Below are 25,125 nucleotides of genomic sequence, written 5' to 3'. Positions count from 1 at the left end.
GCTTTGGGGCTGCTGCGCAGCCCAGCGGGAGCAAGCTCCCTCGCCACAGGGGCCGATTCTCAGCTTGGGGTTTATAGGGCCCGCTGCAGAAAAGCGGCCGTGCGGCTCTCGGCAGACTTCGCCACTACCTCCGGGGATCCACACACCACGACTTTCCCACCCTGGGCCCCTGCGCCTGGGCCGATGTCGATGACCCAGTCACTCTGCGCCACCACCCGCATGTCATGTTCCACCACAACCACCGTGTGGCCCTCATCCACCAGGCGATTGAGCTGCACCAGCAAGCGATCCACGTCCTGGGGGTGCAATCCGTTGGTGGGCTCATCCAGCACGTACAAGGTCGCGCCACGGGCCTTGCGTTGCAGCTCGGTGGCCAGCTTGATGCGCTGCGCCTCGCCGCCGGACAGTTCGGTGGCCGGCTGGCCCAGGCGCAGATAGCCCAGGCCGATGTCTTGCAAGACCTGCAAGGTTCGCCGTGGTGCAGCCTGTTCGGCGAACACCTCCAGCGCCTGGTTCACGGTCAGTTGCAGCACCTGGGAAATGTCCAGGCCCTGCCAGGTCACTTCCAGGGTCTGCGGGTTGTAGCGCGCACCGTGGCAGGTCGGGCAGGGCGCGTACACGCTGGGCATGAACAACAATTCGACGCTGACGAAACCCTCGCCTTCGCAGGTCTCGCAACGGCCCTTGGCAACGTTGAAGGAAAACCGCCCGGCATCGAAGCCCAGGGCCTGCGCCTGCGCGGTCGCGGCGAACAGCTTGCGCACGTGGTCGAACAGCCCGGTGTAGGTGGCGAGGTTGGAGCGCGGGGTACGGCCGATGGGCTTCTGATCGACCTGGACCAGGCGCTTGATGGCGTCGAGCCCGGCCGTGACGACGCCGCCGCTGGTTTGCACGGGTTCGTCTTCCAGGCTCTGTTCCTCGGGTTCGGCATTGGCGCTGGCCTGGCCCAGGTGGGCGCCGACCAGATCCAGCAGCGCTTGGCTGACCAGGCTGGATTTACCGGAGCCGGAAATGCCGGTCACCGCCGTGAAGCAGCCCAGGGGAAATGCGGCGCTGAGGTTGTCGAGGTTGTTACGGGTAATGCCTTCCAGGCACAGCCAGTCCTGGGGCTCGCGGGGGCTGCGCCCGGCAGCCGACTGCTCGGCGAACAGGTAGGCGCGGGTCCTTGATTGCGGCACTTCACCCAGGCCTGCCGGTGGACCGCTGTAGAGGATTTTCCCGCCTTGCTCACCCGCGTCAGGGCCGACGTCGATGAGCCAGTCGGCGCGGCGCATGGTGTCCAGGTCATGCTCGACCACGAACACCGAATTACCCGCAGCTTTCAAGCGTTGCAGGGCCTCGAACAGCGCTTCGCTGTCGGCCGGGTGCAGGCCGGCGGAGGGCTCGTCGAGCACGTAGATCACCCCAAACAACTGGGAGTTGAGCTGGGTCGCCAGGCGCAGGCGTTGCAGTTCGCCGGAAGACAGCGTGGGCGTGCTGCGCTCCAGGGCCAGGTAGCCCAGGCCAAGGTCGATCAGGGTGACGATCCGCTCCAGCAGCTCGGCGGCGATGCGTTGGGCGGCCAGGCGTTTTTCCAGCGAAAGATTCGGCGTGTGACGGGCGTCCGGTCCGCCCGCATGCGGGTTCTCGCCCCGGGCCGCGCGTTGCTCACGGGCCTCGCGGGTCTGCCGGTGGCTGAGGACTTCGCCCGGTTCTTCGGCCTGTTCGAGATAGGCCGGCGCCAGCACCCCCTTGAGCACCTCGGCCAGGTCCAGCAAGGGCAGTTGCGACAGTTCGGCGATGTCCAGGCCGGCGAAGCTCACGGTCAGCGCCTGGCGCTTGAGGCGTTTGCCCTCGCACGCAGGGCATGGACTGGCGCGCATGTACTGCGCCACGCGCTTGCGCATCTGGGCGCTTTGCGAATGCATGAAGGTGTGCAGCAGATAGCGCCGGGCACCACTGAACGTGCCCTGGTAGCTGGGCTCGAGCTTGCGCTTGAGCGCCGCTCGGGTCTGCGCCGGGGTGAGCCCGGCGTACACCGGGACGGTGGGGGTTTCTTCGGTGAACAGAATCCAGTCGCGCTGCTCTTTCGGCAGGTCACGCCAGGGGATGTCGACGTCATAACCGAGGGTCACCAGGATGTCCCGCAGGTTCTGTCCTTGCCACGCCATGGGCCAGGCCGCCACGGCGCGCTCACGAATGGTCAACGACGGGTCCGGGACCATGGACGCCTCGGTCACTGCATAGACCCGTCCCAACCCATGGCACTCTGGGCAGGCGCCTTGCGGCGTGTTGGGCGAAAAATCTTCGGCGTAGAGCATCGGTTGGTCGGCCGGGTAACTGCCGGCGCGGGAGTAGAGCATGCGGATCAGGCTCGACAGGGTGGTGACGCTGCCCACCGAGGAGCGCGCGCTGGGCGAGCCGCGTTGTTGCTGTAGGGCCACCGCCGGCGGCAGGCCTTCGATGCTGTCCACGTCCGGCACGCCCACCTGGTCGATCAGGCGCCGTGCATAGGGTGCCACCGATTCGAAGTAGCGGCGCTGGGCTTCGGCGTAGAGCGTGGAAAACGCCAGCGACGACTTTCCGGACCCTGACACGCCGGTAAACACCACCAGGGCGTCGCGAGGAATATCGACGTCGACGTTCTTGAGGTTGTGTTCGCGGGCGCCGCGCACCCGGACGAAGCCGGTGCCTTCAGGCAGTGGAGGAGTGGCTGCGGGGCCGGAGCGTGAGGGCATGGAGCGTTCCTTGTGGGCGTCTGCTTTGGTGCGTTGAGGCTGGGTGGCGCAACGGCGCCCGTTGAAAAATGGAACCTGGGTCACAGCGTTGACAAGTATGCGACCGGCTTCATCCGTTCTCGTGCAAAAAAAATTTACTCCGGGCCCAAGAGATGAGAAAAGCTTTGCGGTTTTCTCCCTGGATACGGACTTCCCATGCCTCGATCAAAGCTGTTCACTACTCTGTTTGTCGCGCTGCTGGGTGGCGCCGCGCTGTGGTACATGTGGATACTGACCAGCGCCAAGCTGGAGTGGGGCGGCGCCAGTCCGGACCAGCAACAGCTGGGCACGGTGAAGGATACCCGGCTGCGGGCAATGACCCAGTATTGCACCGGTGTCGTCGTGACCGCGCAAGGCACCTGGCTGGTCGGGCGCCTGGACGGTGATGCCAGCCAGTTGAAGCCTGCGGCCGAGGTGGTGAACCTGGATGCCGTGGTCTATGGCAAATCGAAAGCGCCGCAAGTGGGGGGGATCTATTCCCGTTTGATCGTACGTGAAGAGGAGACCTCCTTCATTTCACGCCTGGACGCTCAAGGCCAGTTCCAACTGGTGGCCCACGTCAGCGGCGCGGCTTGCCTGGTCGCCAGTCCGGACGGCGCCAGCGTATTCCTGCTGACGGGACTTGACCGGCCTGAAGGTGCAGATGACATTAGCCAGACCGTGGTCCTGCGCAGCGACGATCAAGGCAAGCGCTGGACCTGGTTGAACAAAGGCTGGTTTGCCGAAGCCGATAATGTGGCCTGGAGCCTGAAACCGTATTTTCATGGCGCCGATGAAGTCTGGGCCTGGGGCCGACCGAGCGTTGTAGAGGATGATGGCGGCGAAGCGACAGCCGGCGCCGTTCCCACCGGGGTCTTTTATTCTGCTGATCGCGGCATGAACAGTACTGCGATTGTCGCATCCGAGTCGTTGCTGGTCTCTGCTGAGTCCGTGCATCAACAACACCCCGAGATCACTGAGTGGTACACCGGCTCTGGCGAGCAGGGAGAGATCCAGACCAACGTGCTGCAACTGGACGCCCGGCAGGCGTTCATCTGGGTATCCCAGCGGTTCTGGGGAAGCAGCCCCGGTGGCGACGTCAACAACATAGCGTTCAACCTGACCGCTCGGGCCCGCCTGCAACGCGAGGAGGGTGCGTGGCGAGTCGTCGAGATCCAGCGTGAGGACAACCTGTATGTCTCCAGGCTGATCCAGAACGATGCCGGGAAGGTCATTGGTCTTATCGACCAGGACAACCGGGGCCGCGAGGTCGTCGCCGAACTGGATACCACCAAGCTGACCTGGCGCACCCTGGGCGACCTGCCCAGTGTGTTTTCGCCCCTGGCATCGGAAAGCCGGGTACGCGGGGCGAACTTCTGGATCGGGCAAAACAGCCTGTTGATCAACACCACCAGCACCCACCATCCACCGCGCTGGATCTACTGGGGACGCGAGGCGAACATCTCGGCTGATGGGGTGTTCTACTCCAGGGATTGGGGCCAGTCGTGGAAACGCCTGGACATTGATGGCTACCTGGGCATCGTCGGGTTCCAGCCCGAGCAGGATCGGGTGATCTGGGGCAACGGCAATTGGTACGACAATAATGATGGTGGGCTTTATTCCTATGGGCTGCGTTGAGGATTGCTGAGATTGGAGGTGTCTGGCCTGACGCCATCGTCGGATTCACCCAATCCCCTGTGGCGAGGGAGCTTGCTCCCGCTGGGCTGCGCAGCAGCCCCAAGGCCAGACTCCTGGGTGGATCAGGCAGGCCGCGTCCAGCCTGCATGGGGGCGCTTCGCACCCCAGCGGGAGCAAGCTCCCTCGCCACGGGGTCTGGGTTGTTTGGGTTGATGTCAGGAACTCGGTTTTTTTCCAAGTTGATTTCAATCAAGGGCCGCTGAGGGTGCGGCACCTACCATGAGCGCCAAGTTCCTGCCTTCAAGCCTTGGCGTCCATGACCCTTTCCTTTGTGCTGCTGCACCCATCCCGCTCCTGGCTCCATGGCCTGTTCGCACTCCTGCTGGCTTTCACGAATCTCGCCCAGGCCAGGGATTACGGGGACATCCAGCAGCAACGCATCCATCACGTCCTGAACCAGACCGAGACGATTTCCGAGCCCGAAGGACGCTTCAAGGTGCGTACCTTGTCGGCGGCAGGCAGGGTCCTGGGGTATGTGTTCCAAAGCCTGGACGTGGTGGATATTCCCGCTTACTCGGGCAAGCCGATCAACGTCCAGGTGATTCTCGATCCGGCCGGGGTGATCCTCGATGCCTATGTGCTGGAACACCATGAACCGATCCTGCTGATCGGCATTGCCGAAGAGAAACTCCACGCATTCAGTGCGCGCTACAGCGGCATCCAGGTCAATCAAAGGGTCGTCGTGGGGCACTCCAGCGACCCGAATGCGGTGACGGTGGATGCGATTGCCGGTGCCACCGTGACGGCGATGGTGGTCAACGAAGTGATCATGCGCGCTGCCCATGACGTCGCGGTGTCCCTGGGCCTGGTCAAGGGCGATTCCGGGGTGGCCGTGGCGCCTGCCAGGATCCGCGAGGCCTACCAATCCGCCGACTGGAACACGCTGCTCGGCGATGGTTCGGTGCGACGCCTGCACCTGACGCGTGGCCAGGTGGATGACTCGTTCAAGGGCACCGAGGCCGAGCAGGTCGAAGTCGCCAGCGCCGGGCAGAGGGACGACACTTTTATCGATCTGTACCTCACCCAACTCAACCCACCCACCGTTGGCCGCAACCTGCTGGGCGAGGCGCAATATCGCACGCTGATGGCCGCGCTCAAGCCCGGCGAGCAGGCCATCGCGGTGATGGGCAGCGGGCGCTATTCGTTCAAGGGCTCGGGTTATGTGCGCGGCGGGATTTTCGACCGGGTGGTATTGCGTCAGTTCGGCGACACCATCAGCTTCCGCGACCTGGATTTCCAACGCCTGGATGACGTGGCGCTCGATGACATGCCGGCCTTCGATGAAATGGCGATTTTCATCATTCGAGCTTCCCACCGTTTCGACCCTGGCTCGCCCTGGAGCCTGGAGCTGCTGGTGCGCCGGCAGACCGGACCGGTCAGCGGCACCTTCAGCAGTTTCGAACTGGCCTATCAACTGCCCGAAGCCTACCTCGAACGGCCATTGCCCACTGCCGCGCAGCTGGCGGCGGCCGAAGAGGCCAGTCGGCCGCTGTGGCTGACCCTGTGGTATCAGAAGAGTGTCGAGATCAGCGTGCTCGGTGTGGCCCTGTTGGTACTCACGGGCATTCTGTTTTTCCAGGACGCACTGGCCCGTCGGCCCAGGCTCCTGCACTGGGTGCGCCGGGGTTACCTGGTGTTCACCGTGGTGTTTCTCGGCGGCTATGGCTTGGCCCAGCTGTCGGTGGTCAACGTCCTGACGTTCGTCCATGCGCTGTTCGAAGGTTTTCGCTGGGAACTGTTCCTCACCGATCCGCTGATATTCATCCTGTGGGTATTCACCGCCGCCAGCATCCTGCTGTGGGGGCGTGGCGTGTTCTGCGGCTGGCTGTGTCCGTTCGGTGCGCTGCAAGAGCTGATCAACGAACTGGCGCGCAAATTCAAGGTGCCACAATACGAGTTGCCGTTTGCGGTCCACGAGCGCCTGTGGGCGATCAAGTACATCATCCTGCTGGCGCTGTTCGGCGTGTCCCTGGAGTCCATGGCAACCGCCGAGCGACTGGCCGAAGTCGAGCCATTCAAGACCGCTATCACCTTAAGGTTCGATCGCCAGTGGTGGTTCGTGGCGTATGCCGCCGGCCTGCTGGTGATCAATCTGTTCACCCGCAAAGTCTATTGCCGCTATATCTGCCCGCTGGGCGCGTCCCTGGCGATGCCGACGCGCCTGCGTTTGTTCGACTGGCTCAAGCGCCGCAAGGAGTGCGGCAACCCCTGCCAATTGTGCGCCAAGGAATGCGAGATCCAGGCGATCCATCCCGATGGCCGGATCAACGCCAACGAATGCCATTACTGCCTCGACTGCCAGATGACCTGGCACAACGAAAACAAATGCCCGCCGCTGATCAACAAGCGCAAGAAGCGCGGCAAGGCGAGCACGACCGATGCGCAACTGATTCCCGTGGTGCAGGTGACGCCGGCGCCTTGAGGCACCCCTTGGCCTGTCCCTCTGACCGATTCATTCTTGATGGAGCATTAGCATGAACGACAAGAAAAACGACACCACCGACGTGGTGCCAGAACCCAAGGGCGTGAGCCGACGCAGCTTCCTCGGCACGGGTGCGGTGACCGGCGCAGTGCTGGCTGGCGCCACGGCGCTGGGAGCCGGGACGTTCACCCGCGAATCCTGGGCCGCAGCGGCCAAGGAAGCCAAGTCCAGGATCCACGTGGCGCCCGGCGAGCTGGATGAATACTACGGTTTCTGGAGCGGCGGCCATCAGGGCGAGGTGAGAGTGCTGGGGGTGCCGTCGATGCGCGAGCTGATGCGTATCCCAGTGTTCAATGTCGACTCGGCCACCGGCTGGGGCCTGACCAACGAAAGCAAGCTGATCCTGGGGGACAGCGCCAAATACCAGAACGGCGACTGCCACCACCCGCATATTTCCATGACCGATGGCAAATACGACGGCAAGTACCTGTTCATCAATGACAAGGCCAACTCACGGGTCGCGCGCATTCGCCTGGACATCATGAAGTGCGACAAGATCCTCACCGTGCCCAACGTGCAGGCGATCCACGGCCTGCGCCTGCAAAAGGTGCCGTACACCAAGTATGTGTTCGCCAACGCTGAGTTCGTGATCCCGCACCCCAACGACGGCCGTACCTTCGACCTGCAAGACAAGAACAGCTATACGATGTTCAATGCCATCGACGCCGAGAAAATGGAGATGGCGTTCCAGGTGATCGTCGACGGCAACCTGGACAACTCCGATGCCGACTACACCGGCAAGTACGCCGCCAGTACCTGTTACAACTCGGAGAAGGCCTACGACCTGGGCGGCATGATGCGCAACGAGCGCGACTGGGTGGTGGTGTTCAACATCCCGCGGATCGAAGCGGCGATCAAGGCCGGCAAGTTCATCACCCTTGAAGGCTCCAGCGTGCCGGTGGTCGATGGTCGTAAAACCGACGGCAAGGACTCCGAATTCACTCGCTACATACCGGTGCCGAAGAACCCCCACGGGTGCAATACCTCGTCCGACGGCAAATATTTCATTGCCAACGGCAATCTGTCACCGACGGTCTCGATGATCGCCATCGACCGCCTCGACGACCTGTTCGCCGGTCGCTACAAAGACCCCCGCGAGGTGATCGTCGCCGAACCGGAGCTGGGCCTGGGCCCGCTGCACACCACCTTCGACGGGCGCGGCAATGCCTACACCACGCTGTTCATCGACAGCCAGGTGGTGAAGTGGAACATGGACGAAGCCATCCGCGCCTACAAGGGCGAGAAGGTCAACTACATCAAGCACAAGCTCGACGTGCAGTATCAGCCCGGGCATAACCACGCGTCGCTGACCGAGACCAGCGAGGCCGACGGTAAGTGGCTGGTAGTGCTGTGCAAGTTCTCCAAGGACCGCTTCCTGCCCACCGGGCCGCTGCACCCGGAGAACGACCAACTGATCGACATTTCTGGCGAAGAAATGAAGCTGGTGCACGATGGCCCGGCGTTTGCCGAACCCCACGATTGCATCCTCGCCCGACGGGACCAGATCAAGACCCAGAAAATCTGGAACCGCAACGATCCGTTCTTCGCCCCAACCGTGGAGCGGGCCAAGAAGGACGGCATCAACCTGGAGACCGACAACAAGGTCATCCGCGACGGTAACAAGGTGCGGGTGTACATGACGTCCATGGCGCCGGCCTATGGCCTGACCGAGTTCACCGTCAAACAGGGCAACGAGGTGACGGTGACCATCACCAACATCGACCAGATCGAGGACGTGTCCCATGGTTTCGTCATGACCAACCATGGCGTGAGCATGGAAATCAGCCCGCAACAGACATCGTCCATCACCTTCATTGCCGACAAGCCCGGCTTGCACTGGTACTACTGCAGCTGGTTCTGCCACGCCCTGCACATGGAAATGGTCGGGCGCATGCTGGTTGAAAAAGCCTGAGCCGGCGGATTCGGGAGGCTGCGATGACCGGGGACATGCGACGACTTGCAAGCGACGCTCGGCAACCGGTCATTGCGCTGGTGCTCTGGCTGCTCTCGGGTGGGGTGCTCGGCGCGCCGCAGCCGATCACCGACCTGCCTTTGCAGGCCGAGGGCGAGCGGCACTGGCGCTTGCCTGCCGGCCAGTACCAGGGGGCGTTCAGCGTCGATCAGCCCATGACCCTCACCTGTGAACCGGGCGCGGTATTGCGGGGGCACGGCGAGGGTAACGGCCTGACTATCCGGGCGCCGAATGTCCAGGTCCAGGGTTGTACTTTCCTGGATTGGGGTCATGACCTGACGGCCATGAATGCCGCAGTGTTCATCCAGCCGGGCGCCCAGGGCGCCGTGGTTCGCTCGAACCGGATGCAGGGCCAGGGCTTCGGCATCTGGGTCGACGGTACGCCAGAGGTGAGCCTGGTCGACAACCGCATCCAGGGTGACCCGAGTGTGCGCTCCCAGGACCGCGGCAACGGCATCCACCTGTATGCGGTGCACGGCGCGCGGGTCATTGGCAATCAGGTGCGCGACACCCGCGACGGCATTTACATCGACACCTCCAACGGCAACCTGCTCCAGGGCAACACCCTGGAGGACCTGCGCTACGGCGTGCATTACATGTTCGCCAACGATAACCGGCTGCTGGACAACATCACCCGGCGCACCCGCACCGGCTACGCGTTGATGCAGAGCCGCAAGTTGACGGTGATCGGCAATCGCTCCGAACAGGATCAGAACTACGGGATCCTGATGAACTACATCACTTATTCGACCTTGCAGGGCAACTTCGTCAGCGATGTGCGCGACGGGAGTACCGGCGACACCATGATCACCGGTGCCGAAGGCAAGGCGCTGTTCATCTACAACTCGCTGTTCAACCGCATCGAAGGCAATCATTTCGAGCGCAGCGCCGTAGGCATTCACCTGACCGCCGGCTCGGAAGACAACCGCATCGCCGGCAATGCCTTCGTTCATAACCAGCGCCAGGTCAAATACGTCGCCACCCGCTTGCAAGAGTGGTCAGCGGACGGACGCGGCAACTACTGGAGTGACTACCTGGGGTGGGATCGCAACGGCGACGGCCTTGGGGATGTGGTCTACGAACCCAACGACAACGTCGACCGGCTGCTCTGGCTCTACCCACAGGTGCGGTTGCTGATGAACAGCCCGGGCATCGAACTGCTGCGCTGGGTGCAGCGGGCGTTCCCGGTGATGAAATCTCCCGGGGTGCTGGATAGCCATCCGCTGATGGCGGCGCCGGTCCAACCCCCACCACGCAACAGTGCTCAGGAGGACGTGCCTTGAACGTCGTCGAGATCGAAAGCGTCAGCCAGCACTACGGCGATGTCGCCGTGCTGCGTGACTTGAACCTGAACCTGGCCCAGGGCGAGGTGCTGGGCCTGTTCGGGCACAACGGGGCCGGCAAGACCACCACCATGAAATTGATCCTCGGCTTGCTGCGCGCCAGCGCAGGGCAGGTGCGGGTCTTCGGTCGCGATCCCGGTGACCCGGGTGTGCGGAAATTGCTCGGCTATCTGCCGGAAAACGTGACGTTCTACCCGCAATTGAGCGGGCTGGAGACCCTGCATCATTTCGCCCGGCTCAAGGGCGCTGCGCCGCAACAGGTCGGGCGGCTATTGGAAGAGGTGGGGCTGGCGGACGCGGCCCGGCGCCGGGTGCGCACCTATTCCAAGGGCATGCGCCAACGCCTGGGCCTGGCCCAGGCGCTGCTTGGCCAGCCGCGGCTGTTGCTGCTGGACGAACCCACCGTCGGCCTGGACCCCATCGCCACCCAGGACCTGTATCAACTGCTCGACCGCCTGCGTTGGCAGGGCACCAGCATCATCCTCTGCTCCCATGTGTTGCCGGGTGTCGAGGCGCACATCAACCGCGCCGCGATCCTGACCCGCGGGCGCCTGTTGGCCTTGGGCAGCCTGGCCCGCCTGCGTCAGGAGGCTGGCCTGCCGACGCTGATCCGCGCTTCGGGACTGTCCCGCGCCGATCACCTGCAACGACATTGGCGCAGCGAAGGGCATGTGATCCAGGGCTGGGGGCGCGACGGCTTGCAGGTGTCCGCGCCGGACGGCAGCAAACTGGCCTTGCTACGGCAGTTGCTGGCCCAGGACGACCCGACGGATGTCGAGATCAAGCCGCCGTCCCTGGAGGATCTGTACCGCCATTACATGGTCCGCGCGGCGGCCGAGGAGGCCGGTCAATGAACCCGATCTGGAACATGGCGCGCAAGGAATTGAGCGATGGCCTGCGCAATCGTTGGCTGTTGGCGATCAGCCTGCTGTTCGCCGCGCTGGCCATCGGCATCGCCTGGCTTGGCGCGGCGGCCTCCGGTCAGTTGGGCTTCACCTCGGTGCCGGCGACGGTGGCCAGTCTGTCGAGCCTGGCGACCTTCCTGATGCCACTGATTGCCTTGCTGTTGGCCTATGACGCGATTGTCGGCGAGGACGAGAGCGGCACCTTGCTGCTGTTGCTGACCTATCCGCTGGGGCGCGGCCAACTGCTGCTGGGCAAGTTTGTCGGTCACGGCCTGATCCTGACCCTGGCGACGGTCATAGGCTTTGGCTGCGCAATGCTTGCCATCGCCCTGCTGGTGGACGATGTCGAGTTGAGCCTGCTGCTCTGGGCCTTTGGCCGCTTCATGTTGTCCAGCACGCTGTTGGGCTGGGTATTCCTCGGATTGGCCTACGTGCTGAGCAGCCTTGCGGCGGAGAAATCCACCGCGGCCGGGCTGGCACTGGGGGTCTGGTTCTTCTTCGTGCTGGTGTTCGACCTGGTGTTGCTGGCGCTGCTGGTGCTCAGCGAGGGCCGGTTCAAGCCGGACCTGTTGCCCTGGCTGCTGCTGTTGAACCCGACCGACGTCTACCGGTTGATCAATCTGTCGGGTTTCGATTCCGCCTCCAGCGGCGCTGCGGTGTTGACCCTGGGCAGCGATCTGCCGGTGTCGGGCCCGTTGCTCTGGCTGTGCCTGGTGTTGTGGCTGGCCGTTGCGTTGTGGCTGGCCTATCGACTGTTCAAGCGCCGCAGCCTATGAATTTCTGATCTTGTAAAGGAGCATGCAACGATGAACAGGGTGTTTTGGGCCGGGCTGTTGATGTGCCTGGCACTGGCGGGGTGTGGCAAGGAGTCAGCGCCGGCCACCGAGGCCGCGCTGGCGTTCCATCCCAGCGATGAGTGCCATGTCTGCGGCATGGTCATCACTGACTTCCCCGGGCCCAAGGGCGCGGCGGTGGCTGCGGACGGCGTGAAGAAATTCTGCTCGCCGGCGGAAATGCTCGGCTGGTGGTTGCAACCGGAGAATCATCGGGCCGACGTCAAGCTGTATGTTCATGACATGGGCCGCAGCCATTGGAACGCGCCCGACGATGCCCACCTGATCGACGCGCGGACCGCCTGGTTCGTCGTCGGCTCCGGCCTCAAGGGCGCCATGGGCGTCGTCCTGGCCTCGTTCGCCGACGCCCAGGCCGCGCAGAAACTCGCCCATGACACTGGCGGTCGTGTGTTGCGGTTGGAGGACATCGACCAGAAGCTGCTAGGGCAGGCGACGATGAACCATTGATTCACAACAGCATTGCCCGTGTGGCGAGGGAGCTTGCTCCCGCTGGGCTGCGCAGCAGCCCCAACTCCAGGCGCCTCGGTGCGCCAGACAGCCCCCGCTCAACCTGCAAGGGGGCGCTTCGCACCCCAGCGGGAGCAAGCTCCCTCGCCACAGGATGTGCCCACCATGTCCCCGGTCCAAACAGAGCGGTCGGCGCGACATTGGTGTTGAGTGCCACTTTCTCCTCCCATGGAAGCGTCCACCCGCTACCCAAGTAGCATTCGTGTGTGCGGCGCGGCTTCGTACACTCAAGGCCCCGATCACGCACGCGCCGGAGGCGAGGATGCAGCAGGCCCAGAGCGAAGGTGTGGTGAGCGCCATGTCCCAGGCGACGGACGTCCAGCAGGTGGCCCAGGAACTGGCGCGGCAGCTGTTGCATCCGTACCTGGGCTTCGTGTTGTTCTTTTGTTCCGCCGAATACGACTTGCCTGCGCTGGGCCAGGCGCTTTCCCAAAGTTTCGGTGGGATTCGCCTGGTGGGCTGCACCAGCGCCGGTGAAATCACCGCCCAGGGTTATGGCCGCAACTGCGTGACGGCGGTGGGTTTGGACCATCGACATTTTTCCATCGCCGCCGAGCTGATCGGCGAAATGGAACACTTCAGCCTGATCGACGCCCAGCAAATGGTCGAGCGGCTGGCCAGCGGCTGTCGTAGCAACGCCCTGGCGCCGATCAAGGGTCACAGCTTTGCGCTGACCCTGCTCGACGGCCTGTCCAGTCGTGAAGAAATGGTCCTGGCGGCCCTGAGCGCCGCACTTGGCGATATCCCGCATTTCGGCGGCTCGGCCGGCGATGACAATCGGCTGACTCATACCCATGTGTACTACGAAGGCCAGTTCCACAGTGGCGCGGCGGTGGTGGTGCTGGTCAATACCTGGCTGGCGTTCGAAGTGTTCACAGCCCATCACATCCTGCCGCGCCAGGAAAAACTGGTGGTGACCGGCGCCGACAGCGCCTTGCGCCGGGTCTATGAGCTCAACGCCGAGCCCGCTGCCGAGGAGTACGCCCGGCATATCGGCGTGCCGGTGAGCGCGCTCGACTACCGGGTCTTCGCTGCCCATCCATTGGCCGTGCGGATCCATGACCAGTACTACGTGCGGGCGATCCAGCAGGTGCACCCGGACCTGAGCCTGAGTTTCTACTGCGCGGTGGAGAACGGCATCGTCCTCACGGCCATGACCCCCGGCCCCTTGCTGCACAACCTGCAGGCGCTTTTCGACGGCTTGCAGGCCCGCCTCGGTAACTTGCTGCTGACCATCGGCTGCGACTGCTTCCTCAGGCGCCTGGAGCTGGAAGACCGTGGCGGCCTGGAGCAGATCGGCCAGGTCTTGCGCGAACATCGGGTGATGGGGTTCAACACCTATGGAGAACAGTTCAATGGCATGCACATCAACCAGACTTTCACCGGAGTTGCCATTGCCCGCCATCGCGTCCCCGGCCATCGCTGAGTTGCAGGCGCAGATCGCCGGCCTGCAAGACGAAAATCGCAAGTTGCGCCGCATCAATGCGGCGTTGATCGAGCGGGTGGAATCGGGCGTGACCCGGGGCAACGATCCGTATGCGGCGTTCCAGCATTCGGTGGTGCTGGCCGAGCAGGTGCGCGAGCGCACCGACGCCCTGAACCAGGCCATGGCCGAGCTCAAGGCCGGCAACCATTTGCTGGGCGAGGCGCGGCTGCGGGCCGAAACCGCCCACCGGCATTTGATCGACGCCATCGAGAGCATTTCCGATGCGTTCGTGCTGTTCGACGCGCAGCAACGCATTGTCCTGTTCAACAGCCGCTTCAAGGCGTTCTGGGCCCACAGCCGGGTGCGGATCATCGCTGGGATGCGGCTGTCCGAGGTCAAGCGCCTGATGACGGCCAACGGCCTGTTCAGTGAAGAACCGCGTGGGCAGGCCGATGAGCATGTGCTGTATCGCTTGCAGAACGGTCGCTGGTTGCAAGTCAGCGAACGGCCGACCCAGGAAGGCGGCCGGGTGATCCTGTTCACCGACATCACTGACGTCAAGCTCAGTGAAACCGTGCGCCGCGAACAGGCCATCGCGCAGAAGTCGCACCTGCTGCAACGGGCGGTGGACAACCTTTCCCAAGGCGTGGCGATGGTCAATGCCCACGGCGTGCTGGAGTTGTGGAACCGCCGCTTCCTCGAACTCAGCGGTCTGGCGCCGGTCGCTGCCCATCGGCCCTTCAATGAGGTGATCGGCGACAGCGAACTGAAATTACTGACGCCCGCCAGTCGCGATAGCAACGGTCGGTTGATCCACGAATGCGAACAGCGCCTGTCCGACGGTCGGGTCCTGGAAATTCGCACCCATCCATTGCCCACCGGGGGCTACGTCAACACCTTCACCGACATCACCGAGCGCTACCAGCACGCCGAGGCCTTGAGCGAAAGCGAGCGCTGGATCCGCCTGATTACCGACCATGTGCCGGCGCTGATCGCCTATCTCAACGCCGATCTGGTCTATGAGTTCACCAACAAGGTCTACGAGCAATGGTACTGCTGGCCGCGCGGGGTGATGCTCGGCCAGAACCTGCGCGAGGCCCACAGCGAACAGCACTACCAGCGCCTGGAGGCTTACGTGGCCCGGGCGCTGGCCGGGGAGAGCGTGACGTTCGAATTCGCCGAGACCAATATCAACAACCAGGAGCGCTACATGCTGCGTTCCTACGTGCCCAACCGCCTGGCCAACGGCGAGGTGGTGGGGATCTTCGTACTGATCCGCGACATCACCGAGCGCCGCCGCACCGCCGAAGCGCTGCACCAGGCCTATCAGAACCTGGAACAGCGAGTCCAGGAACGCACCGCCGAACTGACCACCCTCAACGGTCAGCTGTTACGCGAGATCGACGAACGCAGCCGCGCTGAACTGCGCCTGCGCGAAGCCAAGCGCGAGGCCGAGCAGGCCAACCTGTCGAAGACCAAGTTCCTCGCGGCGGTCAGTCATGACCTGCTGCAACCGCTCAATGCCGCACGCTTGTTCACCAGTGCCTTGCTGGAGCGTCGCGAGCCGCTGGCGAACGCGCAGCTGGTGCGCAACGTCAGCCATTCGCTGGAGGACGTGGAGAATCTGCTGGGCACGCTGGTGGACATTTCCAAGCTCGATGCCGGGGTGATCAAGGCTGATGTCGCGCCTTTCGCCCTCAGCGAGCTGCTCGACAACCTCGGCGCCGAATATGCCCAGGTCGCCCGCAGCGAAGGGCTGGTGCTGCGCTACATCGCCTGTTCGGTGCTGGTGCGCAGCGACATGCAGTTGCTGGCGCGGATCCTGCGCAATCTGCTGAGCAATGCGATTCGCTATACCCCCATTGGCCGGGTGGTGCTGGGCTGCCGGCGCCATCGCCGGCATGTGTCGATCCAGGTCTGGGACAGCGGCATCGGCATCGCCGAAGAGCGGTTGGAGGAAATCTTCCAGGAGTTCAAGCGCGGCGATGTGCAGCGCCCGAACCAGGACCGTGGGCTGGGCCTGGGGTTGGCGATCGTCGAGAAGATCGCGGGGATCCTCGGGCATCGCATCCAGGTGCGCTCCTGGCCGGGCAAGGGATCGATGTTCGCCATCGACGTGCCCCTGAGCGCCACCGCGCCCAAGCCATCGGTGTGCCTGGACATGAGCGAGCCAATGCTGGAGCGCTTGCGTGGAGCGCGGGTCTGGGTGCTGGATAACGACGCGGCGATCTGCGCCGGCATGCGCACGTTGTTGGAGGGGTGGGGCTGCCGGGTAGTCACGGCGCTGTCGGAACAGGACCTGGCGCGCCAGGTGGACGACTACCGCGCCGAGGCCGACCTGTTGATTGCCGACTATCACTTGGATCACGACCAGAACGGTGTCGACGCCGTGGCGCGGATCAACGCCCGACGGGCCACGCCAGTCCCGGCCATGATGATCACCGCCAACTACAGCAACGAACTCAAGCAGCAGATCCGCGAACTCGGCCATTCCCTGATGCACAAGCCAGTGCGGCCGATGAAGCTGAAGATTGCGATGAGTCATTTGCTGGCGCAGCCCCACTGAGCCGAACGGCTTTCTGTGGCGAGGGAGCTTTCTGTGGCGAGGGAGCTTGCTCCCGCTGGGGCGGTCCGACGCCTCGGGCGCAGCGCCCCCATACAGACTCAACGCGCTCTGTCTGATTCACCGAGGCGCCTGGCCTTGGGGCTGCTTTGCAGCCCAGCGGGAGCAAGCTCCCTCGCCACAGGGATGTCCATCCTATCCCAGTGCCGTTCAGCGCCGCAGGTACGCCCCGAAATCAATATCCCCCGCACTGAGAATCGCCTGCACCCGGTTGTGCACATTGAGCTTGCGCAGGATCGCCGAGACGTGGGCCTTGACCGTGGTTTCGGCGATGTCGAGGGTGTAGGCGATCTGCTTGTTCGATTCGCCTTTGGTCATGCGTTCAAGCACCAGCAGTTGCTTACGGGTTAACGCCTGGAGCAGTTCGGGCGGGAACGCCGGGGCTTCGTTCAGGCGCCGGCCCGTCGGGCTTTTCTGCGTGCGGATGATGTCCGGTGGCAGGTACACGTTGCCGTTGAGGATCTGCTCGATGGCCTCGGTCATCTGCGAGCGTGGCGAGGACTTGGTGATGAACCCCACCGCCCCGTAGGTGATGGCCTGCAACACCACCTGCTTGTCCTGCTCGGCGGAAACGATGACCACCGGGATGGTCGGCGCCTCGTTACGCAGGTTGATCAGGCCATTGAGCCCGTGCATGCCGGGCATGTTCAGGTCCAGCAGGATCAGGTCCAGGTCGTCGTGCTCGGTGGTCAGCGCCAGGGCGCTGTCCAGGTCGGCGGTTTCCATGACCTCGCTGCCAGGAAAACCGTCGCTGATGACGTTGTGGATGGCTTCGCGAAACAGTGGGTGATCGTCGGCTATCAGGATTTTATACATGGCCATTCACCTCGTTATTGTCGTATGGGTGGGGCAGTTGCACGCACGCTTTTGCTCAAACAGATGGATCAGGGAAAAGGTTCGGGCCGGGCCGCTTGCAGGGGCAGGTTGGCCGCCTCCCAGGCGTCGAGGCCGTCGCGATACCAATACAGATGCTTATAGCCCATGGCCGCGGCGCGTTTTACCGCGTTCCAGCTCAACCAGCAATCGGAGCGGCAATAAAAGACCAGCGGTTGCTCCGCGCGCCCGGCCGTGGCCTTGCGCAGGTGGTAAGTGAAGTAATTCTGCCAGCTCGGGTCGAGTTCACCGTCGCCGGTATTGGCCAGCCACAGGCTGCCGGGGAGGTTGGCGTGGGGTTCGTTGTCGATGAATCGTCCCTGGAGCCAGGGCCGGCGATAGACGTCGATCAGCACCGGCGGCGACGCTTGCCCCAGTAGCTGTTGCAAGGCCTGGGTGTCGACCGTCCGGGCGCCTTCAACGCTGGCGGGCGTCGGGCTGCGGTATTGGGTGATGCGATAGCCCTGCGGGGAAAACAGCAGCGTGTCGGCCTGCGCGCCATTCAGCGCCAGGCCCAGCAAGACGATCGCCAGCAAACGGGGCATAGGATTGATCCTTTTTGTTATGCGCCCATTACATGTCAGGGTCGAGGTCTTGTGAATGCGACCATAGACAGGGAAAGCAGTACTAAAGTCGTAAATTTGCTTGAGCGCTCATGGGTTCAGAGACATGCACGGAACCTGTGGGAGCGGGCTTGCTCGCGAATGCGGTGGATCAGTGACATCTTCTTTGGCTGCCACACCGCTTTCGCGAGCAAGCCCGCTCCCACAAGGGACTGTGCCAAGCCGTCAATTTGTCTTACGCAACGCCGCATGCTGCGGGTTGAACGTCCACACCGCCAACAGCGCAAACACCAGGGTCAATCCCAGGCACACCGCCATCGCCAACAGGTTGAACCGCTCGTACAGCGCAAACCGCACCAACTCCACCCCATGGCTGAACGGATTGACCGCGCACAGCCAATACAGCCAGGGACTGGCTTCGAGCATTTTCCACAGCGGATACAGCGCCGAGGACAGGAAGAACATCGGGAAGATCACGAAATTCATCACCCCGGCAAAGTTCTCCAATTGCCGGATGGCATTGGACAGCAGCAAGCCCAGGGCGCTGAGCATCAGCGCCACCAGCAACAGCGCCGGGAGCGCCAGCAACAGGCCCATGGGCGGTGGCTGGACGCCGTACAGCCAGGCAATGACGAGAAAGGCATAGACCTGCAACAGCGAGATCAGCGACGTCGCCAGCAGCTTGCTTGCCAATAGGAATGCCCGGGGCAAGGGGCTGGTGAGCAGCACGCGCATGCTGCCCATCTCCCGGTCGTAAACCATCGACAACGAGCCCTGCATGCCGTTGAACAGCAGGATCATGCAGGCCAGTCCGGGGACGATGTACACCTCGTAGGGAATGTAGGTGTCGTAGGGCGCAATGATCGCGATGCCCAGCGCCGCCCGAAACCCGGCGGCGAATACCAACAGCCACAGCAGGGGCCGCACCAGGGCGCTGAGCAGGCGCGTGCGTTGCAGTACGAAACGCAGCCATTCGCGCATGACGATGCCGCTGAAACAGTGCCAATAAGCGTTCATGAGCAGACTCCCGCAACGGTCAGGCGAGTGAAGGCCGAGCCGAGGCTGCCGCCGTGTTCCAGGCTCACCGCATCGGCGCGACCGCTGGCGACCAGGCGTCCCTGATGCACGATCAGCAACTCGTCGTTCGGTTGTACTTCGTCCAGCAGGTGGGTGGTCCAGAGCACGCTGATGCCTTGTTCGCGGCACAGTTGTCGGACGTGCTGTCCGAGGGCCAGGCGGCTGGCCGGATCGAGGCCGACGCTGGGTTCGTCCAGCAATAACAGGCGAGGTGCATGGAGCAGGGCCCGGGCGATTTCCACGCGGCGTCGATGACCGCCATTAAGATCGCGCACCCGTTCGTGGCGGCGCTCCGTCAGTTGCTGACGGGCCAGCTCGGCGTCAATCCGCGCAGCGCCCTGGCGCCGGGACATTCCATGCAGCGCGAGGTGATAACGCAGGTTCTGTTCGACACTCAGGTCCAGGTCCAGGGTGCTTTGTTGGAACACCACGCCCAACTGGCGCAAGGCCGGGCGCGGAGCTTTTTTCAGCGAATGGCCGGTGATATGGATCTCGCCGCGCTGCACATCGTACAGCCGGGTGAGCAGGGCGATCAGCGTCGATTTCCCGGCCCCATTGGGCCCCAGCAGCGCGGCGAAGTGTCCGGCGGGCAGGCTGAAATTGACTTGCCTGAGGGCTTCGCGGGCGCCATAGGCAAAACTCAGGTCGCTGACCTCCAGAGCGTTCATGGCGTCACCACCACGCCCCAGGGGTAGCGCCCGACCTTCACCGACTTGAGGACCTTGCGGCTCTGCACGTCGATCACCGAGACGTCGCCGCTGACCCCGTTGGTCGCCAGCAACTGGCGCTGGTCCGGGGTAAACGCCAGTTGCCAGACCCTGCGCCCCACCAGCAGGTAGTCCAGGACTTCGAAGGTCTTGGCGTCGATCACCGCGACATGATTGGCCGGGCCCAGGGCAACGTAGGCGAACTGGCCGTCGGCGCTGAGCTTGATGCCCACCGGCTGCACCTTGTCCGGATGCACGCCCTTGATCTGGAAGGTCAGGGTCTTGAGGATCTTGCGCGTGGCGACATCAAGGATCGTCAGGGTGCCGCCAATCTCCGCCGAGGCCCAGAGCTGGGTGCCGTCGCGGTTGAACTCGACGAAGCGTGGCCGCTGATCCACCAGCGTATTGTCAGCCAGGGTCTGGGTGCTGGTGTCGATCCAGTGCAGCATGTTGGTGGTTTCACTGGTGTTGACCGCCCACTTGCCGTCGGGGCTGACGGTCATGCCTTCGGGTTCGACGCCGACGCCGATTTGCCCGAGTACTTCGGAGGTCTGGGTGTCGATCACTGTCACCAGGGCATCGTCTTCATTGGAGACGTACAGCCAGCGGTCGTTGGGGTGCAGGGCGAATTGTTCCGGGTCCTTGCCCGAGGGCAGTTCCTTGATGATTTTACGGGTCGCCACGTCCATCACCTGGACCCGGTCCGAGTCGCTGGCGCAGATGTACAGCAGGCGCTTGTCATGGGACAGCAACAGGCCACGGGGACGCTGGCCCACCGGCAGCGTCTCGACGACCTCCAGGCTATGCATGTCGATCAGGCTCAGGCTGTTGTCTTTTTCGTTGGAGACCCAGGCGATGCTGGCAGTCGCCGGGCCCGCGACGAGCAACGTAGCGCCCAGGGCGATGGCTTGGCAGAGCAGGGCCGGTTGGAGCAGGCGGCGCATGGCAGTTTCCTTGTTGTTATCAGGATTATTGTTATGGCTCAGGGGTAACGGCAGCTCACTTCAGGCTGGTCGTAGCCCAGGCTGTCCATTTCGTTGGTGGGGTGCAGGAAGCCATCCTGGGGCGAGGTGCTGACCAGGGCGCGAGGCTGGACCAGCTCGATCGGCTGGCGCAGCTGGCCGTTCCACGGCCGGTAACTGAGCTTGCGGCCCTTGAAACCGTCCAGTGGCAACTGGTCGCTGAGGGCCAGTTGGCGGATCGCGACCGGGTCATCCTGGCGCAGTTTGCTGACTGCACTGGCAATGCTGCGCACAGCGATCCAGGCGGCGAAATCGCGGTCGTTCATCCAGCGCCCGGCCAAGGCTTCGAAGCGCTTTTGCAACTGCGCCGCGCCGTAGGTCTCCACGGTCTTGTGCCAGCCGGTGGGGGTCAGCCCCTGGGTGCCGGCCACCGGGCGCGCAAACCAGGTCTGGTAGGGCAGGTATTCGCCGAAGTCGCCGCGCTCGTCGGCCACCAGCACCACGTCGTACTCGGCGGTCTGGGTGAACAGCGGCATGTCAGCCTGGGCGCTGCGGCGCTGGTCGTTGTCGAACTGCCAGGCCTTTTCGGCGACGGTCTTCATGCCGAAGCGCTTCATGGCCCGGCGCAGGGCATTGGCGTAGGCCTGGTCGTCGGGCGTCTGGCCGACGATCAACAGCGCGCGCTGCCACTTGCGCACGACGCTGAACTGCACCAGCGCATCGGCGAGCATGGCCCGCTCGGGCAGGCTGTGGAGCACGTTGCCCAGGCAGTCAGTGGTGCGCAGGCTGTCATCGGGGCTGCCGGCGTTGAACAGCAGGCTGTCGGGCAGCGCCGTGCTGAGCTGGCGCAGGCTCGCCGCCGGGGCGTTGACCACGAACAGGCGCAGGCCCTGGTCATGTTGTTCACGGGCGGCCTGGAGCAGAGCCTCCGGGCTGTCGACATTGGCGCTTTGCAGGCGGTAATCGTGCTTGAGAAAACGCCCGGTGCTGTTGCTGTCGATGATTGCCAGTTCAGCACCGCGCAAGCCGGCATCTGCAGGTTCGGCGATGACGTTGGACAGCAGCGGCCCCGGGTCGGGGCGATAGCCCAGGTAGCCGATGCGCACCTGCAACCCGGCGTCGTCGCTTGCCTGCAAGGCGCCCGGCAGCCAGCCGGTGGCGGCGGCCAGCAGGGGAATCAAGGCGTAACAGGCGAGCCGGCGCATACCACCTCCATTGCAGGTAGCACCAGCATAGGAACCCCGTACCCGACGGGAAATATGCAGAAAGTACCGGCGGGCCAGTACCAAGGTAGTAAACCGCTGCCGGGCATGGGGTTTTAGGATGCAGGCACGGGTCATTCATCAGGGAGCGGGCGGACCGTGCGGATTTTCAAAGCGCTACTTTTGCCGTTGTTGCTGATTCTGAGCCTGATTGGAGTGGATCGGTTTTCTGCCAGGCACAAAACCTTCAAACACCTGCAGTCCCCTGTGGGAGCGGGCTTGCTCGCGAAGGCTGCAGTCCTGTCGATACCGATGCAAGCTGACGCACCGCTTTCGTCGGATTCGCCGCCCGGAGCAAGTCCGCTCCCACAGGGGAACTGTGGCGTGCATGCAGATTGTGCGTTAGTTCCGACAACAGGCCACTGACCATGTCACCCCTCTGGCGCATCAACCTCTGGGTCACCGCCTTCTTCGCTCTGGTCACCCTGGCCTGCGCGACGCTGTTGTTGCATCAGGCCGTGGCCGATGTGAAGCGCGAGTTGCAATCGGCCGAGTCGGTGGTGCATTACCTGCGTGAAACCGCCGAGCGCGACCCGGCCAGTCTCCAGTCGAGGCTGACCGGCAGCCTGCGGCATGTGCGCGTTCGCTGGCTCGCTCCGGGTGAGCTGTTCCCGCCGCAGGTAGACGAAGGCTTCCAGGCCTGGCTCGGCCGTCGCCTGCTGGATGCCGGTCCGACAGCGCAAGTGGTGGATCTGCGCGACGGTCGCCGGGCCTGGATTGCCGTGGACCCGCGGGACGAGGTCGAGGAAATCCTTGATTCGCTGGTGCAACTGCTCGGCGTTTGTGCGATGGCGCTGCTGCTCAGTCTTTGGGTGATTCGTTGGGCGGTGCGTCGGGGCATGCGCTTGCTGGATGACTTGCAGCAGGCATTGCTCCAGGTGTCCGTCGGCAATCTGCACGTGCGCCTGCCGGCTGATGGTGTTGCGCAGAAGCAATTCCTGGCCGGGCATTTCAACAGCATGGTCGCCGCCTTGGGCGAGGCGCAGGCAGATAATGCCCGGCTCACCGAAGCGCTGCTGGTGGTGCAGGAGCAGGAGCGCACCCGATTGGCCCAGACCCTCCACGACGACCTGGGCCAATACGTGGCCGGTATTCGCGCCCGTGCCTGTCTGTTACGCCTGCTGATCGACCAGCCGACAGCATTGGAGCAGACCGTCAGCCAGCTTGAAACCCATTGCGAACATCTGCAGCAAGGTTTCCGAGCGCTGGTCCAGGATTTGTACCCAGTGGTCTTGCAACACTTGCCGTTGGACGCCGCCATCGGACTGCTTGCCGAACAATGGCAGCAGAACCAGGACATCGCTTGCCGGCTGTCGATCGATGGGCCGTTGCCGCCGCTGTCAGCATCGCACAAGACTCATCTGTACCGCCTGTTGCAGGAAGCGCTGACCAACGTCGCCCGGCATGCCGGCGCCACGCAAGTGCGGATCCGCCTGCAACATCGCGCCGGGCGCCTGCGATTGCTGGTGCGTGACAACGGGCGCGGGGTCCCGCAGCCGGCGCGCCCGGGCGTGGGCCTGCACTCGATGGCCGAGCGAGCCCGCAGCCTGGGCGGCGAGTTGCGCATCATCAGCCAGCCTGGCGCCGGTTGGGCGCTGGCCTTGAACATTGCTTTGGAGGCGTGATGAACATCTTGTTGGTGGATGACCATGCGGTGGTCCGGCAGGGCTACGCCAGCCTGCTGCGGGCATTGATGCCGGACCTGCATGTGCGCGAAGCCGCCACCGGGGAGCAGGCGTTGAGCCAGGTGCAGGAACAGGTCCCGCACCTGGTGATCATGGACTTCGGCCTGCCAGGTATCAGCGGCCTGGAAACCACCCGGCGCCTGCGCCAGCGTCTGCCGCAACTGCGGGTGTTGTTCTTCAGCATGCACGATGAATTGCCGTTGGTACGCCAGGCGCTGGACGCCGGCGCGGCGGGCTACCTGACCAAGAGTTCAGCGCCGCAGGTGCTGGTGGAAGCCGTGCGGCGGGTGTTGGCCGGTCATGCCTACATCGAGCAATCCCTGGCGACCCAACTGGCTTGCGCCAGCTCCCGGCAAGCAGTCGACCCGCGCCTGCAATCGATGACCCAGCGCGAGCTGGAGATCTTCGTCATGCTCGCCAAGGGCACCCCGGCGCGCACCATCGCCGAGCAGCTGTGCATCAGCGCCAAGACCGTGTCCAACCACCTGACGCTGCTCAAGAGCAAATTGCAGGTCAGCTCCCATGCCGAGCTGGTGCATCTTGGGATTGACCTGGGGGTGGTGCGGGTGGCGGGGTGAAACATTACAGGGATCACTTGCCTGGTCCCTGGATATGAATAGCCCTGTGGCGAGGGGATTTATCCCCGCTGGGCTGCAAAGCAGCCCCGGCCTAAGATGGGGCCGCTTCGCGCCCCAACGGGGATAAATCCCCTCGCCACAGGGTTTGTGTATGTCGGAAGGCTTTCATCGGTCCCAGGATGCCGGGCAGCCCTTGCAACCCTGCATATTCGCATCCTGGAAATTCCCGTAATGCTGGCGCGAGCCACTCAGGTCGGCCTGTTCCAGGTTGCTTTCGCCAAGCTTGGCTTCCTGCAGGTTGGCGTCACGCAGGTCGGCGCCCTTGAGGTCGGCCTTGCTCAGCCAGGCCATTTCCAGGTCGGCGGCTTGCAGGTTGGCGTCGTGCAACCGGGCGCCGGACAGGCGGGCGAACTGCAGATAGGCTGCGGTCAGGTCGGCGCGCTGGAACTGCGCGCCCTGGGCGAACAGGCCCCATCCCTGGATGGCCTTGAGCGTCGCGCCGGTGAAGTCGGCCAGGCGCAGGTTGCTCTGTTGCAGGCTGGCGCGGGTCAGGTTGGCGCCTTGCAAACGGGCCCGTTCGAGATTGGCCAGGTCCAACCGCGCATGCCTCAGGTCAGCGCCGCGCAGGTCGGCACCGCTGAGGTTCATCTTGCGCAGGTCCTGGTTGGCCAGGCGGGCGCCGCGCAGATCGGCGCCGGGGCATTGGCTGGATTCGGCGATGAGGCAGCCGTTGATCGTCAGAGGGTTGTCAGAGCTGTCGGCATGGGCAAAGGCGCCGACGAGCAGAAGCAGCGATGGCAAAAATTTCATGGCATGAACTCAGGTAGGTGTGGGAGCGGGCTTGCTCGCGAAGACGTCAGCACAGTCAAAATC

At 63.8% G+C, this 25,125-nt stretch carries 19 protein-coding genes and 1 pseudogene; 12 read left to right on the top strand and 8 right to left on the bottom strand.

The features are described from left to right. Window positions 1-71: 71 nt before the first annotated feature. Window positions 72-2,717, bottom strand: coding sequence for an excinuclease ABC subunit UvrA (locus RGM2987_RS05190; protein WP_245139046.1), 2,646 nt, complete (start codon window positions 2,715-2,717; stop codon window positions 72-74). A 195-nt stretch (window positions 2,718-2,912) separates the two neighbouring features. Here RGM2987_RS05190 and RGM2987_RS05185 point away from each other — a divergent pair, with 195 nt between their 5' ends. From RGM2987_RS05185 to nahK, 9 genes are all read left to right on the top strand, one after another. Beyond that, window positions 2,913-4,373: a hypothetical protein gene (locus RGM2987_RS05185; protein ID WP_245139045.1), complete on the top strand. Its 1,461-nt coding sequence runs from the start codon at window positions 2,913-2,915 to the stop codon at window positions 4,371-4,373. A 316-nt stretch (window positions 4,374-4,689) separates the two neighbouring features. Next, the gene (locus RGM2987_RS05180; protein ID WP_245139044.1) at window positions 4,690-6,855 is read left to right on the top strand and encodes a NosR/NirI family protein; all 2,166 of its coding nucleotides are present in this window, start codon (window positions 4,690-4,692) and stop codon (window positions 6,853-6,855) included. Between the two features lie 52 nt (window positions 6,856-6,907). After that, window positions 6,908-8,827, top strand: a complete 1,920-nt coding sequence (nosZ, locus tag RGM2987_RS05175) for a TAT-dependent nitrous-oxide reductase (protein WP_245139043.1) — start codon at window positions 6,908-6,910, stop codon at window positions 8,825-8,827. A 23-nt stretch (window positions 8,828-8,850) separates the two neighbouring features. Further along, window positions 8,851-10,170 carry a nitrous oxide reductase family maturation protein NosD gene (locus tag RGM2987_RS05170; RefSeq protein WP_245139042.1) on the top strand — a complete coding sequence of 440 codons (1,320 nt, stop codon included), beginning with the start codon at window positions 8,851-8,853 and terminating at the stop codon, window positions 10,168-10,170. Continuing rightward, window positions 10,167-11,084: an ABC transporter ATP-binding protein gene (locus tag RGM2987_RS05165; RefSeq protein WP_245139041.1), complete on the top strand. Its 918-nt coding sequence runs from the start codon at window positions 10,167-10,169 to the stop codon at window positions 11,082-11,084. Before RGM2987_RS05170 ends, RGM2987_RS05165 begins: the two co-directional genes overlap by 4 nt. Further along, a complete protein-coding gene (locus tag RGM2987_RS05160) occupies window positions 11,081-11,911 on the top strand; it encodes an ABC transporter permease subunit (RefSeq protein ID WP_245139039.1) in 831 nt (276 codons plus the stop codon). The genes RGM2987_RS05165 and RGM2987_RS05160 overlap by 4 nt, the downstream gene beginning before the upstream one ends. A gap of 30 nt (window positions 11,912-11,941) precedes the next feature. Beyond that, window positions 11,942-12,436, top strand: coding sequence for a nitrous oxide reductase accessory protein NosL (locus tag RGM2987_RS05155; protein ID WP_245139037.1), 495 nt, complete (start codon window positions 11,942-11,944; stop codon window positions 12,434-12,436). A 322-nt stretch (window positions 12,437-12,758) separates the two neighbouring features. After that, window positions 12,759-13,922, top strand: coding sequence for a nitric oxide-sensing protein NosP (gene nosP, locus RGM2987_RS05150; RefSeq protein ID WP_245139035.1), 1,164 nt, complete (start codon window positions 12,759-12,761; stop codon window positions 13,920-13,922). Further along, window positions 13,852-16,488 carry a hybrid sensor histidine kinase/response regulator NahK/ErcS' gene (gene nahK / locus RGM2987_RS05145; protein ID WP_245139034.1) on the top strand — a complete coding sequence of 879 codons (2,637 nt, stop codon included), beginning with the start codon at window positions 13,852-13,854 and terminating at the stop codon, window positions 16,486-16,488. Before nosP ends, nahK begins: the two co-directional genes overlap by 71 nt. 207 nt (window positions 16,489-16,695) lie before the next feature. Here nahK and RGM2987_RS05140 read toward each other — a convergent pair whose 3' ends face one another. From RGM2987_RS05140 to RGM2987_RS05115, 6 genes are all read right to left on the bottom strand, one after another. Further along, on the bottom strand, window positions 16,696-17,361 hold the full coding sequence (locus RGM2987_RS05140) for a response regulator transcription factor (RefSeq protein ID WP_245139032.1): 666 nt from the start codon (window positions 17,359-17,361) through the stop codon (window positions 16,696-16,698). Window positions 17,362-17,429: 68 nt separating this feature from the next. Beyond that, a complete protein-coding gene (locus RGM2987_RS05135; RefSeq protein WP_245139031.1) occupies window positions 17,430-17,963 on the bottom strand; it encodes a PQQ-dependent catabolism-associated CXXCW motif protein in 534 nt (177 codons plus the stop codon). A 243-nt stretch (window positions 17,964-18,206) separates the two neighbouring features. Beyond that, entirely contained in the window at window positions 18,207-18,998 is a 792-nt protein-coding gene (locus tag RGM2987_RS05130) for an ABC transporter permease (RefSeq protein WP_245139029.1), read from the bottom strand. Further along, entirely contained in the window at window positions 18,995-19,726 is a 732-nt protein-coding gene (locus RGM2987_RS05125; protein ID WP_245139028.1) for an ABC transporter ATP-binding protein, read from the bottom strand. The genes RGM2987_RS05130 and RGM2987_RS05125 overlap by 4 nt, the downstream gene beginning before the upstream one ends. Continuing rightward, complete coding sequence (locus RGM2987_RS05120) at window positions 19,723-20,709, bottom strand: YVTN family beta-propeller repeat protein (RefSeq protein ID WP_245139026.1); 987 nt, start codon at window positions 20,707-20,709, stop codon at window positions 19,723-19,725. Before RGM2987_RS05120 ends, RGM2987_RS05125 begins: the two co-directional genes overlap by 4 nt. 38 nt (window positions 20,710-20,747) lie before the next feature. After that, window positions 20,748-21,932, bottom strand: a complete 1,185-nt coding sequence (locus tag RGM2987_RS05115; RefSeq protein WP_245139025.1) for an ABC transporter substrate-binding protein — start codon at window positions 21,930-21,932, stop codon at window positions 20,748-20,750. A gap of 156 nt (window positions 21,933-22,088) precedes the next feature. On the opposite strand from RGM2987_RS05115, the pseudogene RGM2987_RS27570 reads away from it, so the two are divergent. From RGM2987_RS27570 to RGM2987_RS05105, 3 genes and pseudogenes are all read left to right on the top strand, one after another. Then, a pseudogene (locus RGM2987_RS27570) lies at window positions 22,089-22,154 on the top strand (copper-binding protein); the annotation flags it as partial. 203 nt (window positions 22,155-22,357) lie between these two features. Further along, a complete protein-coding gene (locus tag RGM2987_RS05110) occupies window positions 22,358-23,614 on the top strand; it encodes a sensor histidine kinase (RefSeq protein ID WP_245139023.1) in 1,257 nt (418 codons plus the stop codon). Further along, the gene (locus RGM2987_RS05105) at window positions 23,614-24,252 is read left to right on the top strand and encodes a response regulator transcription factor (protein ID WP_245139022.1); all 639 of its coding nucleotides are present in this window, start codon (window positions 23,614-23,616) and stop codon (window positions 24,250-24,252) included. The genes RGM2987_RS05110 and RGM2987_RS05105 overlap by 1 nt, the downstream gene beginning before the upstream one ends. A gap of 165 nt (window positions 24,253-24,417) precedes the next feature. Here RGM2987_RS05105 and RGM2987_RS05100 read toward each other — a convergent pair whose 3' ends face one another. Beyond that, the gene (locus RGM2987_RS05100) at window positions 24,418-25,062 is read right to left on the bottom strand and encodes a pentapeptide repeat-containing protein (RefSeq protein ID WP_245139020.1); all 645 of its coding nucleotides are present in this window, start codon (window positions 25,060-25,062) and stop codon (window positions 24,418-24,420) included. Between the last annotated feature and the right edge of the window lie 63 nt (window positions 25,063-25,125).

Source organism: Pseudomonas sp. RGM2987, assembly GCF_022952855.1.
Taxonomy (GTDB): Bacteria; Pseudomonadota; Gammaproteobacteria; order Pseudomonadales; family Pseudomonadaceae; genus Aquipseudomonas.
Note: the sequence above shows the minus strand (reverse complement) of the source record. Positions and strands in the feature narration are given on the sequence as shown.

Excerpts from the sequence above, each read along its gene's own strand:
- RGM2987_RS05105 (WP_245139022.1), top strand. The coding sequence starts at position 23,614 with ATGAACATCTTGTTGGTGGATGACCATGCGGTGGTCCGGCAGGGCTAC.
- RGM2987_RS05100 (WP_245139020.1), bottom strand. The coding sequence starts at position 25,062 with ATGAAATTTTTGCCATCGCTGCTTCTGCTCGTCGGCGCCTTTGCCCAT.
- RGM2987_RS05170 (WP_245139042.1), top strand. The coding sequence starts at position 8,851 with ATGACCGGGGACATGCGACGACTTGCAAGCGACGCTCGGCAACCGGTC.
- RGM2987_RS05135 (WP_245139031.1), bottom strand. The coding sequence starts at position 17,963 with ATGCCCCGTTTGCTGGCGATCGTCTTGCTGGGCCTGGCGCTGAATGGC.
- RGM2987_RS05140 (WP_245139032.1), bottom strand. The coding sequence starts at position 17,361 with ATGTATAAAATCCTGATAGCCGACGATCACCCACTGTTTCGCGAAGCC.
- RGM2987_RS05185 (WP_245139045.1), top strand. The coding sequence starts at position 2,913 with ATGCCTCGATCAAAGCTGTTCACTACTCTGTTTGTCGCGCTGCTGGGT.
- RGM2987_RS05120 (WP_245139026.1), bottom strand. The coding sequence starts at position 20,709 with ATGCGCCGCCTGCTCCAACCGGCCCTGCTCTGCCAAGCCATCGCCCTG.
- RGM2987_RS05190 (WP_245139046.1), bottom strand. The coding sequence starts at position 2,717 with ATGCCCTCACGCTCCGGCCCCGCAGCCACTCCTCCACTGCCTGAAGGC.
- RGM2987_RS05130 (WP_245139029.1), bottom strand. The coding sequence starts at position 18,998 with ATGAACGCTTATTGGCACTGTTTCAGCGGCATCGTCATGCGCGAATGG.
- nosP (WP_245139035.1), top strand. The coding sequence starts at position 12,759 with ATGCAGCAGGCCCAGAGCGAAGGTGTGGTGAGCGCCATGTCCCAGGCG.
- RGM2987_RS05160 (WP_245139039.1), top strand. The coding sequence starts at position 11,081 with ATGAACCCGATCTGGAACATGGCGCGCAAGGAATTGAGCGATGGCCTG.
- nosZ (WP_245139043.1), top strand. The coding sequence starts at position 6,908 with ATGAACGACAAGAAAAACGACACCACCGACGTGGTGCCAGAACCCAAG.
- RGM2987_RS05155 (WP_245139037.1), top strand. The coding sequence starts at position 11,942 with ATGAACAGGGTGTTTTGGGCCGGGCTGTTGATGTGCCTGGCACTGGCG.
- RGM2987_RS05125 (WP_245139028.1), bottom strand. The coding sequence starts at position 19,726 with ATGAACGCTCTGGAGGTCAGCGACCTGAGTTTTGCCTATGGCGCCCGC.
- RGM2987_RS05110 (WP_245139023.1), top strand. The coding sequence starts at position 22,358 with ATGTCACCCCTCTGGCGCATCAACCTCTGGGTCACCGCCTTCTTCGCT.
- nahK (WP_245139034.1), top strand. The coding sequence starts at position 13,852 with ATGGCATGCACATCAACCAGACTTTCACCGGAGTTGCCATTGCCCGCC.
- RGM2987_RS05180 (WP_245139044.1), top strand. The coding sequence starts at position 4,690 with ATGACCCTTTCCTTTGTGCTGCTGCACCCATCCCGCTCCTGGCTCCAT.
- RGM2987_RS05115 (WP_245139025.1), bottom strand. The coding sequence starts at position 21,932 with ATGCGCCGGCTCGCCTGTTACGCCTTGATTCCCCTGCTGGCCGCCGCC.